The sequence below is a fragment of the Bordetella sp. genome, from assembly GCF_057362025.1.
Genome location: NZ_JBMQQZ010000002.1, coordinates 24,799 through 39,928, shown reverse-complemented (window position 1 = coordinate 39,928; position 15,130 = coordinate 24,799). Strand labels below are relative to the sequence as shown.

The 15,130-nt window shown below is 64.7% G+C and carries 17 protein-coding genes and 1 tRNA gene; 9 read left to right on the top strand and 9 right to left on the bottom strand.

Features of this window, described 5'->3' with window-relative positions; genetic code table 11:
* The 3 genes from ACO1P8_RS00260 to ACO1P8_RS00250 all read left to right on the top strand — a co-directional run bounded on the left by ACO1P8_RS00260 (position 1) and on the right by ACO1P8_RS00250 (position 991).
* Positions 1-330 carry an integration host factor subunit alpha gene (locus ACO1P8_RS00260; protein ID WP_094841452.1) on the top strand — a complete coding sequence of 110 codons (330 nt, stop codon included), beginning with the start codon at positions 1-3 and terminating at the stop codon, positions 328-330.
* A 59-nt stretch (positions 331-389) separates the two neighbouring features.
* Positions 390-872, top strand: coding sequence for a MerR family transcriptional regulator (locus ACO1P8_RS00255; protein ID WP_486293955.1), 483 nt, complete (start codon positions 390-392; stop codon positions 870-872).
* A 42-nt stretch (positions 873-914) separates the two neighbouring features.
* Positions 915-991, top strand: a tRNA-Pro gene (locus ACO1P8_RS00250).
* Positions 992-1,132: 141 nt separating this feature from the next.
* On the opposite strand, the gene ACO1P8_RS00245 is transcribed toward ACO1P8_RS00250, so the two are convergent.
* The 4 genes from ACO1P8_RS00245 to ACO1P8_RS00230 all read right to left on the bottom strand — a co-directional run bounded on the left by ACO1P8_RS00245 (position 1,133) and on the right by ACO1P8_RS00230 (position 5,175).
* Entirely contained in the window at positions 1,133-1,840 is a 708-nt protein-coding gene (locus tag ACO1P8_RS00245; protein WP_486293954.1) for a hypothetical protein, read from the bottom strand.
* Positions 1,841-1,936: 96 nt separating this feature from the next.
* Positions 1,937-2,989 (bottom strand): porin, encoded by a 1,053-nt coding sequence (locus tag ACO1P8_RS00240; RefSeq protein WP_486294103.1) that lies wholly within the window; start codon positions 2,987-2,989, stop codon positions 1,937-1,939.
* A 361-nt stretch (positions 2,990-3,350) separates the two neighbouring features.
* Positions 3,351-3,713 (bottom strand): response regulator, encoded by a 363-nt coding sequence (locus ACO1P8_RS00235; protein ID WP_486293953.1) that lies wholly within the window; start codon positions 3,711-3,713, stop codon positions 3,351-3,353.
* Between the two features lie 34 nt (positions 3,714-3,747).
* Complete coding sequence (locus tag ACO1P8_RS00230; RefSeq protein WP_486293952.1) at positions 3,748-5,175, bottom strand: DUF7125 family protein; 1,428 nt, start codon at positions 5,173-5,175, stop codon at positions 3,748-3,750.
* Between the two features lie 363 nt (positions 5,176-5,538).
* On the opposite strand from ACO1P8_RS00230, the gene ACO1P8_RS00225 reads away from it, so the two are divergent.
* A complete protein-coding gene (locus ACO1P8_RS00225; protein ID WP_486294102.1) occupies positions 5,539-5,673 on the top strand; it encodes a glycine zipper 2TM domain-containing protein in 135 nt (44 codons plus the stop codon).
* Positions 5,674-6,250: 577 nt separating this feature from the next.
* Positions 6,251-6,466: a hypothetical protein gene (locus tag ACO1P8_RS00220; protein ID WP_094841458.1), complete on the top strand. Its 216-nt coding sequence runs from the start codon at positions 6,251-6,253 to the stop codon at positions 6,464-6,466.
* On the opposite strand, the gene ACO1P8_RS00215 is transcribed toward ACO1P8_RS00220, so the two are convergent.
* The gene (locus ACO1P8_RS00215; RefSeq protein WP_486293951.1) at positions 6,463-6,843 is read right to left on the bottom strand and encodes a hypothetical protein; all 381 of its coding nucleotides are present in this window, start codon (positions 6,841-6,843) and stop codon (positions 6,463-6,465) included. The genes ACO1P8_RS00220 and ACO1P8_RS00215 overlap by 4 nt on opposite strands.
* A 39-nt stretch (positions 6,844-6,882) precedes the next feature.
* On the bottom strand, positions 6,883-7,692 hold the full coding sequence (gene hpaI / locus ACO1P8_RS00210; RefSeq protein ID WP_486293950.1) for a 4-hydroxy-2-oxoheptanedioate aldolase: 810 nt from the start codon (positions 7,690-7,692) through the stop codon (positions 6,883-6,885).
* A gap of 89 nt (positions 7,693-7,781) precedes the next feature.
* On the opposite strand from hpaI, the gene ACO1P8_RS00205 reads away from it, so the two are divergent.
* The 3 genes from ACO1P8_RS00205 (at position 7,782) to ACO1P8_RS00195 (ending at position 9,496) form a co-directional block, all read left to right on the top strand.
* Positions 7,782-8,003, top strand: a complete 222-nt coding sequence (locus ACO1P8_RS00205) for a hypothetical protein (RefSeq protein WP_486293949.1) — start codon at positions 7,782-7,784, stop codon at positions 8,001-8,003.
* Positions 8,000-9,124, top strand: a complete 1,125-nt coding sequence (locus ACO1P8_RS00200) for an AGE family epimerase/isomerase (protein WP_486293948.1) — start codon at positions 8,000-8,002, stop codon at positions 9,122-9,124. Before ACO1P8_RS00205 ends, ACO1P8_RS00200 begins: the two co-directional genes overlap by 4 nt.
* A 126-nt stretch (positions 9,125-9,250) precedes the next feature.
* Positions 9,251-9,496, top strand: a complete 246-nt coding sequence (locus ACO1P8_RS00195; protein WP_486293947.1) for a hypothetical protein — start codon at positions 9,251-9,253, stop codon at positions 9,494-9,496.
* Between the two features lie 41 nt (positions 9,497-9,537).
* On the opposite strand, the gene ACO1P8_RS00190 is transcribed toward ACO1P8_RS00195, so the two are convergent.
* Together ACO1P8_RS00190 and ACO1P8_RS00185 are read right to left on the bottom strand one after the other, a co-directional pair.
* Positions 9,538-11,853, bottom strand: coding sequence for a xanthine dehydrogenase family protein molybdopterin-binding subunit (locus tag ACO1P8_RS00190; protein ID WP_486293946.1), 2,316 nt, complete (start codon positions 11,851-11,853; stop codon positions 9,538-9,540).
* Entirely contained in the window at positions 11,850-12,395 is a 546-nt protein-coding gene (locus ACO1P8_RS00185; protein ID WP_486293945.1) for a (2Fe-2S)-binding protein, read from the bottom strand. The genes ACO1P8_RS00190 and ACO1P8_RS00185 overlap by 4 nt, the downstream gene beginning before the upstream one ends.
* Before the next feature lie 117 nt (positions 12,396-12,512).
* Here ACO1P8_RS00185 and ACO1P8_RS00180 point away from each other — a divergent pair, with 117 nt between their 5' ends.
* Positions 12,513-13,184: a nucleotidyltransferase family protein gene (locus ACO1P8_RS00180; RefSeq protein WP_486293944.1), complete on the top strand. Its 672-nt coding sequence runs from the start codon at positions 12,513-12,515 to the stop codon at positions 13,182-13,184.
* An 8-nt stretch (positions 13,185-13,192) separates the two neighbouring features.
* Here the strand turns inward: ACO1P8_RS00180 and ACO1P8_RS00175 are convergent, their stop codons facing one another.
* Positions 13,193-15,043, bottom strand: a complete 1,851-nt coding sequence (locus tag ACO1P8_RS00175; protein WP_486293943.1) for an ABCB family ABC transporter ATP-binding protein/permease — start codon at positions 15,041-15,043, stop codon at positions 13,193-13,195.
* Between the last annotated feature and the right edge of the window lie 87 nt (positions 15,044-15,130).

Here is a 15,130-nt window from a genome sequence, read left to right as displayed (position 1 = left end):
ATGCTTTCCGAGCCACGCACATTGACCAAGGCCGAACTCGCGGAGCTATTGTTCGAACGGGTCGGTTTGAACAAGCGCGAGGCCAAGGACATTGTCGACACCTTCTTCGAGGAGATCCGCGACGCGCTTGCGCGGGGGGACTCCGTGAAGCTGTCCGGTTTTGGCAATTTCCAGGTACGCGACAAACCGCCCCGGCCCGGACGCAATCCCAAGACCGGAGAAACCATTCCGATCGCGGCACGGCGCGTGGTGACTTTTCACGCCAGCCAGAAGCTGAAGAGCATCGTCGAAAGCACCGCGACCCCGGCCGAACCGTCTTCGGCCGACTAGGCCGGCTTCGCCATCGATGTGTCCCGGGCCGCATGGGCCATGCCGCTAACGTTCCTACCATGACTCGACCAGAACCTGCCGTTGTCCTGCCTCCGATCCCGGCCAAGCGTTACTTCACGATAGGCGAAGTCAGCGACCTGTGCGGCGTCAAACCGCATGTGCTGCGGTACTGGGAGCAGGAATTCACCCAATTGAAACCCGTCAAGCGGCGCGGAAACCGACGCTATTACCAGCACCACGAAGTGCTGTTGATACGCCGCATCCGCTCGCTGCTTTATGAACAGGGCTTTACGATCAGCGGCGCGCGCAATCGCCTGGGCGATGCGCGCGAGGCGCCGCCTCATGACCATGACGCGGCGGTGCGGTTTACCGGTGCGGAAATGCAGGCCCTGCGCGCGGAACTGAACGGCGTGTCCACCGTGCTGGCCGAAGCCTTGGACAGTATCCGGCAAGGTGCAAGCGACGCGAACGGCGGCGTCTCGAAGACGGACGCTGGGGACACGAACAACCCCGGGCCTGCTTCCAACGACGATATGCAGTGAGCAGCGCAAAGGTTCAAGACATCTGATATACTTTCGGTCTTTCGGGGCGTAGCGCAGCCTGGTAGCGCACTTGCATGGGGTGCAAGGGGTCGCGAGTTCGAATCCCGCCGTCCCGACCAGCAGTTCAAAAAGGTGTTAGTGATAATTCACTAACACCTTTTTTCATGGCCTTTTTTCATGGCCTTTTTTCATGGGCCAGTGCAACGCATCCGCGGCGGCGGATGCGTTGCCTTGACGCTTTGCGTCACGCCGGATCCATATCACACCGGGCGGGCGTTACCGGGCAGCCCGGCGGCTCGCGAGCGATCGGCCAGCGCTTGCAATGCGGGCGGCAGGGTCGCCGGCAGCGGGGTCAAGGGGCCTTCGTCCATCGCCTTCAATCCCGGCGGCAATTCATTCGCGATTGCCTTCTCGAACGATTGGGCGAAGTCGGCAATGATGGTTTTGGTCACGACGTGGCCGAATATTTCCGCGGGGCGTCCCATCAGGCTGCACAAAGCTTCCAGCCTGCTCGTGGCGGGGCCGATGTCATCCCCTGTTGCCAGGTCCGCCGCGGCAATGTCGCGTTCCAGCTTGCCCTTGAACGCCGCGCTGTAGAAGTAGTGGGCCTCTTCGCTCGACAAGCGCCCTTGCTTACCCCGGTTCTTGATCTCGTCGACGAATGTGTCGAGCTGGCGTCCGCTCTCGTTGATGGCGGTGCTGTTGTTGCGGACAAGAATCAATTTGATCCGGTCGGCTAGTGCCTGGAACTGTTCGTGGATAACCCGTTCTTCCGAAGTGCCCAATACGGATTGATCGTTTTCTTCTTCGTAGAGCGGTGTCTGGACGCTCAGGTGGCTGTAGTAGCCCGCGATGGCCTGCTTTTGGCTGTCGGCCCCTGCCTTGGCGGATGTGTTCGCCGCCTGTATGGTCTCGGTCGGCGAATAATTGAGACCGGCCTGAACAGCCGAAGTGGATGAACCTATCATTGTGTCGCTCCATTAAGGGTTGCTGCGAACGCCACGTGTGCCGTGTGCATTGCCCTCCTGGGTGCGGTTGCGTACTTGCCGGTTCCTGTCGTCGTATCAGAAGATGTGCCTGATCCCGGTACCCACGCCCAGCTGGGTCGAGCCGCTGGCGATTTCCGCGGACGCCGCGTCGTAGACGTGGTTGAAGTCCACGGTGCCGTAAAGTTGCGTGCGTTTCGATAGGGCATATTCAGCCAGGGCGACCAGCGCATAGCGTTTGCCCTTGTCTCCTTCCTCGATCACATTCTTGCTGGTGTCGAAGTAGGCGGCGCCGGTGAAAGTCCACGGTGTGGCCATCGGCTGCCATGTCACGCCGGCGTAGTAGCCGTTGTCCTTGCGTTGCAGTCCGTTGTCCGGGGGATCGGCGATGCCCATGACGGCATTCACGAAGCCCGTCTGGTCGCGTCCGTTGAAGTAACCGACGAACAATCGGGTGGTGTCGAATAGGCGGTAGGCGGCGTTCAGGTTCCACACCCGCTGGGTATAGGCCGAGTTGGTGTCGGCGCGGGTGAACTGATAGCCGCCGCCGACAGTTAGCGGGCCGGTCGTGTAGGTCAGCGTGCCGCCGTATTGCTGCCCCAGTTTGTGGTCGTCGAAGGAGTCGCCGAAGGCATACGACAGGATCAGGTCGAAGCCGCCCAGCTTGTTATTGCGATAGCGCACCGACTCGGAGCTGCGGGCCCGCGACATGGCGACGGGAAGCCAGGAGTTTTGCTCGTAGTTTCCGACTGTCAGCGGGTCGAAGGTATCGCCCAGGATGGTGAATAGCGGCGTGTCCTGCCGCCCCAGCGAAATCGCGCCGATGTCGCCGCCATCCAGGCCGACGTAGGATTGCCGGTTGAACATGCGGCCGGGATCGTTTTCGTTGCCGTCCTGCATATTGAAGCCGCTTTCCAGGCGGAAGAACGCGGAATTGCCATTGCCCAGGTCCTCCGTGCCCTTCAAACCCCAGCGGCTGTTGGTGACAGCGCCGTTCTCCATCGAGATGCGGCTGTTGTCCGGCTGGTAGCCTGCGCCGGTGCTCAAATAACGGACGCTGACATCCGCTATGCCGTAGAGCTGTACATTGGTTTCGGCGGCTTGCGCGGTCGCGGTTGCCATGCCGGCCATGGTCAGTACCAGCGCGGCTTTCTTCAGTGGGAATCCACTCATCGACTTCATCTCCTCTCCCAGGCTGCGGCACAGGTTGTGCCGATCTCCAGAACCGTGACGCCGTGCGGTGGATAACCGCGGCGTCAGCAATGTGCGTTATCCGGCTGTCGCGCGAGGGGTAAGGCGATTGCGCCGGACGAACGGTGTGCCACCCGGTCGGTCTTGCCGCGGAGTGCGGGACAAAACAAAACAGGGGCCGGCGCAGTATAGGTGAAACGATGTGGATCACCCTTTAGGGATAATCCTGCTTTGTGCCGTTATCGATGCAAACCTGGCTGTTTCCCCGAGGAAAATTCAACGCCTTCCCCGAGGTTGGAGGTCAGGGCTTTTGCACCAGCCGCCCGACTTCGGCGAGCAGCATTCGCGGGTCGTAGGGCTTGTCCACCACGAGGTTGAACAGGCCGGGGCTTTGGCGGGCGAGCAGGCCTTGCGCGCCGGTCACCAGAATGACGGGCAGGGCGTGCATATCACCGTCCGCGCGTATGGCTTCCGCCAATTCCAGCCCCGTCATCAGCGGCATCATGAAGTCGGTGATGACAAGATCCGGGCGCCGGTTCTTCATGATCTCCAGCGCGGCGCGGCCGTGGGGCGCCGTGAGTACATCGTACCCGGCGTCCTCAAGGAGATCGGCCAGCATCTCGGCAAGCAGGATCTCGTCGTCCGCGACGAGGATCAATGCCATGGCGAGCGGCCTCCTGACGCTATCACGTTCATCGTCAGGATCCGCCAAGGTGTTCCGCCAGCTTGCTGCCGGCGGGGGCTCCCAGCTTGGGACCGACACGTAGCCCGTTGCTGGTGATCTCCAGCAGGCGCGTGTTGCCCACGAAAGCACTATCGCGCATTTTCTGGATGGAGATCGTGCGATTCAGGTCCTGATCCTGGACGACTTGCCGCAGCAGGATGATGTTATCGAACATCGCGGACAACTGGTCCGTCGGCGCGGTGACGTCTTCGTCGATGATCTGGCGCATTTCCCACGTAAACAGCGTCGTTACCCCCATGGCCCGCAGGCGGTTCGTCAGGGTGGTGAAGAATTCCACCAGCCTGGCGCGGTGCGTGGCGGCCCGTTCGAATCCGCCGATGCCATCGACGAATAGACGTGTGACGCGATGGCGCGCGACCAGGTCCAGCAATTCGTGTCCCAGCTTGTCCAACAGGTTTTCCGACATGGGCGTCCATATCAGCTGGACGTGGTCCATCGGAAGCGTAATGCCCAGCGTCGACGCTTTGCGTTGCAGCAGGGTGGAGGTCTCGAAGAAACCGAAGTGCAATGCGGGTTCTTCTTCGGTGGCGCCGCTAAGGAAGTGCAGGCCCAGCGTGGTCTTGCCGGTGCCCGTGGGGCCGGCCAGCAGCGTGACGGACCCGCGCGGCAGGCCGCCGCCCGTCAGGACATCCATGCCCTCATTGCCGCTGGTGACCCGTTGCGCCAGTATCGCGGGCGAGGGCGGCATCTGCGGCCACGAGACGGCTTCAAGGCGCGGATAGATTGTGACCCCAGTCTGGGTGATCTCGTATTGATGTAATCCGCCGACCGCGGCGCTGCCGCGCGATTTGCGTACCTGAAGCTGGCGAACGGTACGGACGCCGAAGATCTCGTCGCTCAGGTCGATGACACCGTCGACCATGGTGTGTTCCGGGCTGCTGTCGTCCAGCCGGGTGCTGGTCAAAAACAGCACGGTGCAACCGACGAAGCCGGCCTGTCCCTGTACCTCTGCCACGAATGTTTTGACGTCCAGGTCTGTCTCGGCACGTTCCCGTGCGTTGAGCAGGCCGTCGAAGATCAGCAGCGTGGCGTTGTGCCGTTTGGTTTCCTGCCGCAGCAGTTTGACCACCGCGCCCAGCCCTTCTTCGCGCAGAGCGTGGAAAACGCTGACGTAGGCGATTTCCTGTCCCAGCTTTTCCTCTTCGAAAAAGTCCAGGGTGGACATCGCATGGAACAGCCGTTCGTGGCTCTCCGCCAGCAAGGTCACATAGAGCACTTTGCCGCCGTTGGCAGCGTGCGCGAATGCAATCTGGTTGGAGAGAATGGTTTTGCCGGCCCCGGGGCGGCCCTGGATGATATAGGAAGCGCCTTCGATGAATCCGCCGTTCAATATGCGGTCGAGTCCCTCGATACCACTCGCCATGCGTGCGAGATGCTGCACCACCGATTCCTCCGTTCCTGCCGTCGCACTTGTGACGGTCGCGCGAAAGTGTCCCGCATGTTCGATTTGGGCGTCAAGCGAAAACACTAATGCCGATTACCGATGTAACCGGGGTGGCGATATCGGGCCGCGGCGGCCGAACCTGCATGGATGCCCATGCGGCGGGGAAAAGGCTCCGTTCTCGTCACGAATGAAGTCGTCAGCACGGGCCGTGCCCGGGATCGCCGGCTGGCGGTTCAGGAAAGGGCGGGAGCCGGACTCGGGTACGGCGTTTGCACCGGCAGGGGCCCCACGAACGACAAGGAGCTTGCCATGACTCGACTTCGTAGAATCGCGGCGCTGGCACTGGCCATCTGTTTACCCATGATGGGCGGCTGCACCCTGGGCGGAGCGGCGGCCGGCGGCGCGATAGGCCATGAAACCACGCATAGCACGGCCGGCACGGTGGGCGGGGCGGTGGTGGGCGGCGTGATTGGCCACGAAATCGGCAAGGACTAATAGTTACCGCCACATCCCGCCGGGGTGCATACGGGTTATGTGCCGTGGCGGTGTCCCGGTCAAACGGGCGATACGTTCGCCGCCCGGCGGCCGGGACTCCCCCCAACGCACGAGCCGCGGCGGGCGGAAGGCGCGCCGGCGCTAGGACATCGATAGGTGCGCTTTTGGTCGGCCCCGGATACGACCGATGGCCGGGAGGCCTGCGCCCGACCCGGCCGGAAGTCATGCTTCCCATGCTTTCCTTGCCTGCCAGGGGGCCCGCCCCGATGTTGAAGCGGGCGCTGCGCTTGTGCAAAAGATGCCATCCGGGTCTCCCATGCCTGCACACGCGCGTCGCGCGCCTTCCGTTTGAGCGTCAAGACTGCTTGCATTTGAAAGCTTTGGCAGCCTTGGCGAAGCTCCTCCGGCAGTGCGATATTTACGGTCGCGTACTTGGCGCATTCAGTTTTTGGCGGGACCGGCGCACTGGACGGGGTAGGCGCCGGTATTTCTGGCATGGGTAGGGGACGGGCTCAGCAGGTCGCCCACGCATTCCTGCGCCATGCCGCTTGCCCCTTAAGATGTTCGGAGCGAGCCCATGATCCAGTACAAGAACTTTGTTATCGAATGCGGGGTGGAAGCGTCGAAGAACGGGTGCTATCAGGCGCGTATCTTCATCTCCATGCTGGAAGGCGGAGACCCGGTGAACGGCTTTGCCTTCCCCCCCTACCCGGGCGCGTCCATACCGACCGAAAGCCTGGCGCGCAAAGACGCCGAACAATGGGCGCGCGAGTGGATCGATGAAAACTTCTAGCGGGCTGGCGTCTGTCCGCCCTTGCCGTCCTGCCCCTGCTCGTTGTTCTTGGGCTGAGGGATGGGGTCGCAGTTGAAGGTGACGTAGGTTTCCGCGCGCATAAAGCCGGTCGCATGATTGGACGAGACGTCCGGGTGGGTCATTTTCAGGCCCTGCGACGTGCAATAGTCCCTGGCGCGATCCAGCGTCTGGCTTTTGAGCTGGACCCATGAAGTCGTCAGGCCGCCGGAACGGGCAGTCACGGTGTATTGGCCGGGTTGCCCCGTGGGAATGATCGGGCCGGTGGTGGCGGCGCATCCCGCCAGCATGGCAAGGCTGCCCGAGACGAGGGCGGCGCCCATGGCGCGCCATCCCCAAGGGGAAATACGAAAAGGCATGAATCCTCCGCTGCTGCGTGTGGGCGCTATTTTATGCATTCAATAGGGACCCTGCTGCGCGCCGGCGGGCACGGCCGGCCTCCCTCGATCGAATTGAGCGGCGAGCGATTCGGCGGCGCGCGCGAGCAGCGTGGCATCGACCCCGACGGCGACGAAGGTCGCGCCCAGGGCCAGGTAATGCTTGGCCCGTACGGGATCGGTATGCAGGATGCCGGCCGATTTGCCCGAGGCGACGATACGGCGAATGGCGTCGTCGATGGCCGATGTGACGTCGGGATGCCCGGGGTTGTCGAGGTGGCCCATGTTGGCCGACAAATCGGCCGGCCCGATGAACACGCCATCCACGCCGTCGATTTCGAGTATCCGATCGAGTTCGGCCAGGCCGGCGGGCGTTTCTATCTGCAGCAGGACGCACATCTCGTCATTGGCGCGCGCGAGGTAACGCGGGATGCGATTCCAGCGGGACGAGCGGGCCAGCGCGCTGCCCACGCCACGGATCCCCGCCGGCGGATAACGGACCGCGGCAACGGCGGCGGCGGCTTCCTCGGCCGACTGGATCATCGGAATCAGAAGATTCTGGGCACCTATGTCCAGGATCTGCTTGATGCGGACGAAATCATTCCACGGAGGGCGGACGACCGGCGCCACAGGATAGGCCGCCACGGATTGCAACTGGGCGAGCATGGTCTGCAGTTCGTTGGGCGCGTGTTCGCCATCGATGACCAGGCAGTCGAAGCCCGCGCCGGCGCAGATCTCTGCCGTGTACGGGTGGGTCAGTGCGGCCCACAAGGCAATCTGAGGCTTGCCCGCGCGCAGCGCCCGCTTGAAGGAATTGGTCAGGATATCCATGCGTGGCCTTGTATGTCGTCCATGTAGGGGAGGGAAGAGATGGACGATAATAGGACATTCCGCCGACATGGCGGTATGGAGGCAGCCGCATGGCTTTGCATCAATTCAAACAGGGCGAGCTGGCTTACTGGCTGGGGGTCATCGCGGACAAGAGCGGCGCGGCCGAACCGGTTCCGCAGCGCTTCATCGACGCGTTGCTGATCCTGCGCTGCATCGAAATCGACGGATCCGGGGCACCCGTCCTGACGGACAAGGGGCGGCTTTCGCTGCACATGGAATCGGCCCCGGCGGGGCCGTATTCCGCATCATGACGACCGCCCGATACGGGCAGGGCGGTGCGCTGGCGGGCATTGTCGCTCAATTGCGGACGCACTATGACGAGGTCGTGCTGCCACTGTGGCTGACCCGGGGTTTCAACGCCGCGCTAGGGTTGCCTTTCGAATCCCTGAGCAGCGTCGACGGCCAGCCCTTGCCGCCGCAGCGCTATCGCACGATGGCATGCGCGCGACAGTTGTTCGTGTTTTCCCTGGGCGGCGCGGCAGCGCTGTCGGCGCATGCCGAACGGCTGTTCGAATCCTTGCGGCATCGCTTTCGCCATCCGGCGGGCGGCTGGGTCTACAGCATCGGCCCGGACGCGGCGCCGCTGGAAACCCATCACGATTTGTACACCTATGCCTTCGTGGTCTTTGCCTGCGCGGCGTATTACCGTCGTTCGCGCGATCCGCGCGCCTTGCAGACGCTGGCTGAAACGGTATCGCTGGTGGAATCGCGCTTCGGCAAGGCAGGGGGACTTTATCTGGCGCAACTGGACGGCGACGGGCTGACCCCGCGGCAAGGACCGCTGCAGAACCCGATCATGCACCTGACCGAAGCTTATCTGGCGGCGCGCGGACTGGGAGACACGGCGTGGTACGACGATGCGCTGCGCCGCATCGCCGATGGCGTGTCCATGCACTTCATGGACGCCGCCACGGAGTGTATATGTGAACTGCCCACGCGCGAGACGGGCAACCGCATCGAGCCCGGGCATCAGTTCGAATGGTATGCGCTGGTGCAGGCCGCGCCGGACGTCTTCCGGGACACCGGGCTGGCCGGATCGGTCCCGCATGCAATGGACTACGCGAGGCGCCATGGGGTCGAGCCCGACGTCCAGGCCGTCTGCGCCAGCCTGGACTTGCGCGGCGCGGTCACCGATGCGACCCAGCGGATCTGGGCGCAGACGGAATACGCCCGTTCCCTGGCGCTGCGCGGGGACGAGGCGTCCTTGCACGATCTGGAGCGGCAGTTGCACCTATTCCGCGACCGATTCCTGCATGCCGGCGGGTGGTACGAATGCCTGGACGCGCGCGGCGGAGTGGCCCGAGCGGACATGCCATCCACCACCCCGTACCATCTGGCCGCATGCTACGCGGCGCTGCCGGAGGCGACATAGGCGGCTCGGTCCGCTCTATGCGTCCCTTGATGTTTCATTTTATTCGGTTTTCTTGCGAAATATTTGGATTTCTGCGATGCTGCGCGCCAACGCCGGACGGCCCGGTCTCCATAGAGGAGCGCAGCGATGAGTCCCAAGTCCATCGACGGCTACACCGTATACGCGTATTCCATCCCGCCGCAGGGTCGCGAGCCGGCGCGGGCCTTCATGGAAACGCGCAGGGAAGGCGCCGAGGAAGAGCCCCGAACTTTTGAAATTTACCTGTCACGCCGTTTCCGCAGCGGCGTGGAAGCCATGTCCGCCGCGCGCAATGCGCTGGCGGCCGTGCGAGCGGTGGACGAAAACGGGATTCCCGACCATTTGCCGGAATAAAAAAGGCGGCGCCCTGTCGGACGCCGCCGGTGCGTCACGGGTCAGGCTGAATGCAGCTGATCGCCGATGGGCAGCGTGCGGATGCGCGTGCCGGTGGCCGCGAAAATGGCATTGCACAGCGCCGGGGCGAAGGGCGGCAGGAAGGGCTCGCCGACCCCGCCCAGGGGCATGTCATAGCCATGAGGGACCAGATGGACCCGGATATCCATGTTGGCCTCCGGCATGCGGGCGACCTGGTATTGGTGGAAGTTGGTCTGTTCCGTTTGCCCTTGTTTGAATGTAATGGCCCCTTGCGTGGCCAGGCTCAAGCCCATGATGCAGGCCCCCTCGGCTTGCGAGCGGATACGGTCGGGCTGGACCTGCGGTCCGCAGTCCCCGGCGATGTCCACGCGCTTGACGCGGACCTGGCCATCCTTGCCCACCGCCACTTCCACCACCATGGCGACGTAGGTGACGAAGCTATAGGCATAGGCCAGGCCCAGGCCATGGCCGGGCGGGAGCTTGCGGCTGCCCCAGCCGGCTTCGCGGGCCGCCAGCTCGATCACCCGGCGGAGACGCCCCGTATCCACGGGGTAAAGATCGGGCGACTCCCCATAGTTGGTGTTGTCCGAGAGCGCCCGCGGCGACACCTTGCGTGGCGGGCCGATCAGTTCCAGCAGGAAGTCGCGGTGGTCCCGCCCGGCCTCGTGCGCCATCTCCGCGATAAAGGACTGCACGGCGAAGGCGTGCGGAATGTTCGATACGGAACGAAACCAGCCGATGCGGGTATGGGCCTCCGTTGCCGGCGCCTCGACCCGCATATTGCGGATATCGAAGGGCTGGTTGACGGCGGACATGTTCAGCTCGGAAGGCTGCTCGCCCTTCGCCTGCAGTGAGAAAGTCGAGGCGATGGGCGGCGCGGCGCTGCGATGCAGCCAGGCTACCACCTTGCCGCTGGCATCCAGGCCGCCTTCCAGGTGTTCGTACGAGACCGTGTGGAAGTAGTCGTTGCGAATGTCGTCTTCGCGGGTCCAGGTTACCTTCACTGGTTTGCCGTCCATGGCTTGCGACAGCAGGGCCGCTTCGGCGGCGAAGTCCGGCTTGGACTTGCGGCCGAAGCCGCCGCCCAGCAGGGTGACATTGACCGTGACGTCCGCCGGCTTGATCTTCAGGTGCTCGGCGACGATCTCGGCGGTCGCCTGCGGGGCCTGCACACAGGCCCAGACCTCGCATTTGCCGTCCTGGATGCGCGCCACGGCGGCGGGCGGTTCCATGGTGGCGTGCGCCAGATGGGGCAGGTAGTACTCGGCTCGCACCCGCTTGGCGGCGGAGGCCAGCGCCGCCATCGCGTCGCCGTCGTTGCGCGCCACCTTACCGGGCTTTTGGACCAGGTCGCGCAGCTGGGCCTTGTAGGCATCGGAATCGTAGCTACCGTTGGGGCCGTTGTCCCACTCGATCTGCAGGGCCTGGCGGCCCTTGATCGCGGCCCACGTATTGGTAGCGATGATGGCGATGCCGCCCAGCGGATGGAATCGGGCGGGCAACGGCGTCGGGGCGATCTCGACGACTTTGACCACGCCCGGTACCTTCAGGGTGGCGTCGGCGTTGTAGTGCCTGACCTTGCCGCCCAGCACGCCCGGCCGCGCGATGACGGCGTACATCATGCCGTCCAGCCGCGTGTCGATGCCATAGTGCGTGTTGCCCGTGGCGATATCGCGCCCATCGACATTGCGCACGTCGGGCTTGCCGATATAGCGGAACTGCGCCGGCGATTTCAGGCGCACCGCGTCGCCCTTGGGCACGGGCATGGCGGCGGCGGCCTGCGCCAGTTCGCCGTATCCCAGTTTGCGGCCGGTCTTCGCGTGCTCTACCTGATGGCCGCGCGCGTGGACTTCGCTTACCGGGACGTTCCACCGTTTGGCGGCGGCCGCTTCCAGCATGCCCCGCGCGGCCGCGCCGACGCGCCGCATCGGCGTGAAGAAATGACGGGTGCTGCGCGAGCCGTCGGTATTCTGGTTGCCGTATTTCTGCTGGTCGCCGGGAGCCTGCACGACGCGGACATGGGCCCAGTCCGCTTCCATCTCGTCGGCGATGACCGCCGGCAGGCCGGTGCGCACGCCCTGGCCCATCTCGGGGCGCAACGCCATGATGGTGACGATGCCGTCGGTTCCGACGTGAACGAAAACAGTGGGATCGTCGACGGCGCCGCCGGGAAAGCCGTCCACGCCATATTTGCCGGCGTCGGCTGCCAGTACGTCGCCGGACCAGCCGCCTATCAGGGCGAGGCCGGCGGCCATGCCGGCGGCCTTCAGCAGCGCGCGGCGCTGTGGCGACAAAGGCGCTGCCTGCGGGACGGTGTAGCGGGGATGCGCGCTCATAGGAGGTCCCTCCCTGTGGCCGGTTCCTGGTCCGCAAGGGCCAGCGTACGGTCTTCGATGGGTTGCGCGGACGCATGGGCGTGCGCCGCCGGGCCGCCGGCCGCCTGCTTGATGGCGGCGCGGATGCGGGTGTAGGTACCGCAGCGGCAGATATTGCCGCTCATGGCGCTGTCGATATCGGCATCGCTGGGCGCCGGGGTGGTCTTCAGCAGGGCGGTGGCCGACATGATCTGGCCGCTCTGGCAGTAACCGCATTGCGGCACGCCGATGGCGACCCAGGCATCCTGGACCTTCTTGCCGACGGCGTCGGCGCCTATGCCTTCGATGGTGGTGATTTGCTTGCCGATGGCCGATGAGATCGGCGTGACGCAGGAGCGGATGGGCGTGCCGTCCAGGTGCACCGTACAGGCGCCGCACAGCGCCATGCCGCAGCCGAATTTGGTGCCGGTCAGGCCCACGACGTCGCGCAGCGTCCAGAGGATGGGCGTGTCGTCGGGGACATCGACGTTATGCTGTTTGCCGTTGATCGTCAGTGTTGCCATGGGTGATGGGCCTCACGATGTATGACGCACCTCGATCGAGGCGCGCGGATGAACGAACTGGATGAGTACACTAGCCGGATGAGCATAGTACCGATCGATCGCCGTGGAAACCGGTGTGTGGGAATTCTGCTGGCGGCGGGCCGCGGCGAGCGGTTCCGTGCGTCCTCGGGACATGACCAGGCTGACAAACTGCTGTCGGTGTTGCCCGATGGGCGCACCGTGGCGCAGGCATCGGCGCAGGCGCTGCAAGAGGTCTTTCCCGTCGTCGTCGCGGTGGTGCGGCCGGGCGCGCCGGCCTTGGCGCGTACCCTGCAGTCCGCGGGTTGCGTGGTGCTGGAGGCGGCCGGTGCCGCGCGCGGCATGGGCGCCAGCCTGGCCTGCGCGGCGCGCGAATTGATGCGGACGGGGGGCGGCGCGGGCGCCGGGATGGACGGCCATTCCGGCGCTGGCGAACAGGCCGGCGATGCCACGGTGGCGGCGGCCGGTACTGCCCACGATGTGCCGGCCCCGCACGGCTGCGTGGTGGCACTGGCCGATATGCCTTGGATCATGTCCGATACATTGCTGGCGCTGCGCGACGCGGCACTGTCGCATCGCATCGCGGCGCCGGTATACGGCGGTCGCCGTGGCCACCCCGTGGCCTTCGCGTGGGACTTGCTGCCGGAGCTGGCGGCACTGGACGGCGACGAAGGCGCGCGCGCGCTGCTGCGGCGCCATGGCGTGTACGAGATGCCATGCGCGGATCCCGGGGTGCTGCGCGACGTCGATACCATCGACGATTTGCCCTAGGCAGTCCGTCAGGCGGCGGGCTGCGGCGTATCGGCGTCCGCGTCCTGGTCGCTTTCCGCGCGCGCGGCACTGCGCTGCTGCCGATGCCACATGCCGGCATAGATGCCGTCACGCGCCAGCAGCGCGGCATGCGTGCCGCGCTCGACGACACGCCCGTCGTCCAGCACGATGATTTCGTCCGCGTCCACGATGGTGGATAGCCGATGCGCGATGATCAGCGTGGTGCGGCCCAGGCTGACTTCGCGCAGATTGGCCTGGATTTCGCGTTCGGTATGCGTGTCCAGCGCGCTGGTGGCTTCGTCGAACACGAATAGCGCGGGCCGCTTCAGCAGGGTGCGGGCAATGGCGACGCGCTGCTTTTCGCCACCGGACAGCTTCAGGCCGCGCTCGCCCACCACGGTGTCGTAGCCGTCCGGCATATGCATCACCAGGGTGTGGACATGTGCCATGCGCGCGGCGGCTTCGACTTCGGCGTTGCTGGCGCCCGGACGTCCGTAAGCAATGTTGTAGCGGATGGTGTCGTTGAAAAGCACGGTGTCCTGCGGCACGATGCCGATGGCGGCGCGGACGCTGGCTTGCATGACCTGGCGGATGTCCTGCCCGTCGATCAGGATGGCGCCGCCGTCGACGTCATAGAAGCGGAACAGCAGCCGGGCCAGCGTCGACTTGCCGGCGCCCGACGGGCCCACTACCGCCAGCGTCTTGCCGGCGGGGATGGTGAAGTCCACGCCTTTCAGGATGGCGCGCCGCTGGTCGTAGCCGAAGGTCACGCCACGAAACTCCACCTGTCCTCCCTGCACCCGCAAGGGCAGGGCGCCCGGCGGGTCCTGGATTTCGCGGTCTTCGCCCATCAGTTCGAACATGCGCTCCATATCGATCAGCGATTGCTTGACCTCGCGATAAATGAAGCCGAAGAAACTGAGCGGGTCGTACAGCTGCAGCAGGTAGGTGTTGACGAGAACGAAGTCCCCCAGCGTGTATTTGCCGAGCGTGATGCCGCGCGCCGCCATCCACATGACCAGCGTCAGGCCGACCGAGATAATCACCGCCTGGCCGATATTGAGCAGCGACAGGCTGACCTGGCTGCTGACGGCCGCGCGCTGGTACTGCTTGAGCGAGACGTCATAGCGCCGTGCTTCGTGCTCCTCGTTGCCGAAGTACTTGACCGTTTCGTAGTTCAGCAGGCTTTCGACGGCCTTGGTGTTGGCTTCGGAGTCGGTTTCGTTCATGCGCCGACGGAATTTCGTGCGCCACTCCGTGACCGCCAGCGTATACGCCAGGTACAACACCACGGTCACCGCCGTCGCCAGCGCCAGCCACACATCGAACATGCGCCAAAGCAGCACGCAAACCAGCGCGATTTCGAACAGCGTCGGCAATACATTGAACAGCAGGTACTGCAGCAGCGTCTGGATGCCGCGCGTGCCGCGTTCGATTGCGCGCGTCAGACCGCCGGTGTGGCGGCCCAGATGAAAGCGCAGCGCCAGCGCATGCAGGTGGCGGAAAACCTGCAGCCCGACTTCACGCACGGCATGCTGGCCGACCCGCGCGAAGACGGCATCGCGCAGTTCGGAGAACAGCAGCGACAGAATGCGTGCCGCCCCATAGGCCAGGATCAACCCGACCGGCAGCGCGGCGGCGCCGTTCGCGGTTCCGTGGTTGAGCGCGTCGATGGCCGATTTGTAGAGAATGGGGATATAGACCGTGGCGCCCTTGGCGAGGAACAGGCACAGGACAGCCAGAATGACGCGCAGCTTCAGGTCGTTGCGGCCCTCGGGCCACAGGTAGGGGCCGAGCGCGCGCAGCGTGGCGATGCTGCCGCGCGGGGTGAGGGCGGGGGGCGAGGTCGGGGAGGGCATGGGATGCCGGCAAGGCAGCGATGAGGAAGCTGCCATTATCGTTCAACGGCACTATGATGCGATTCGTTCCGTACGACGGATAACCCT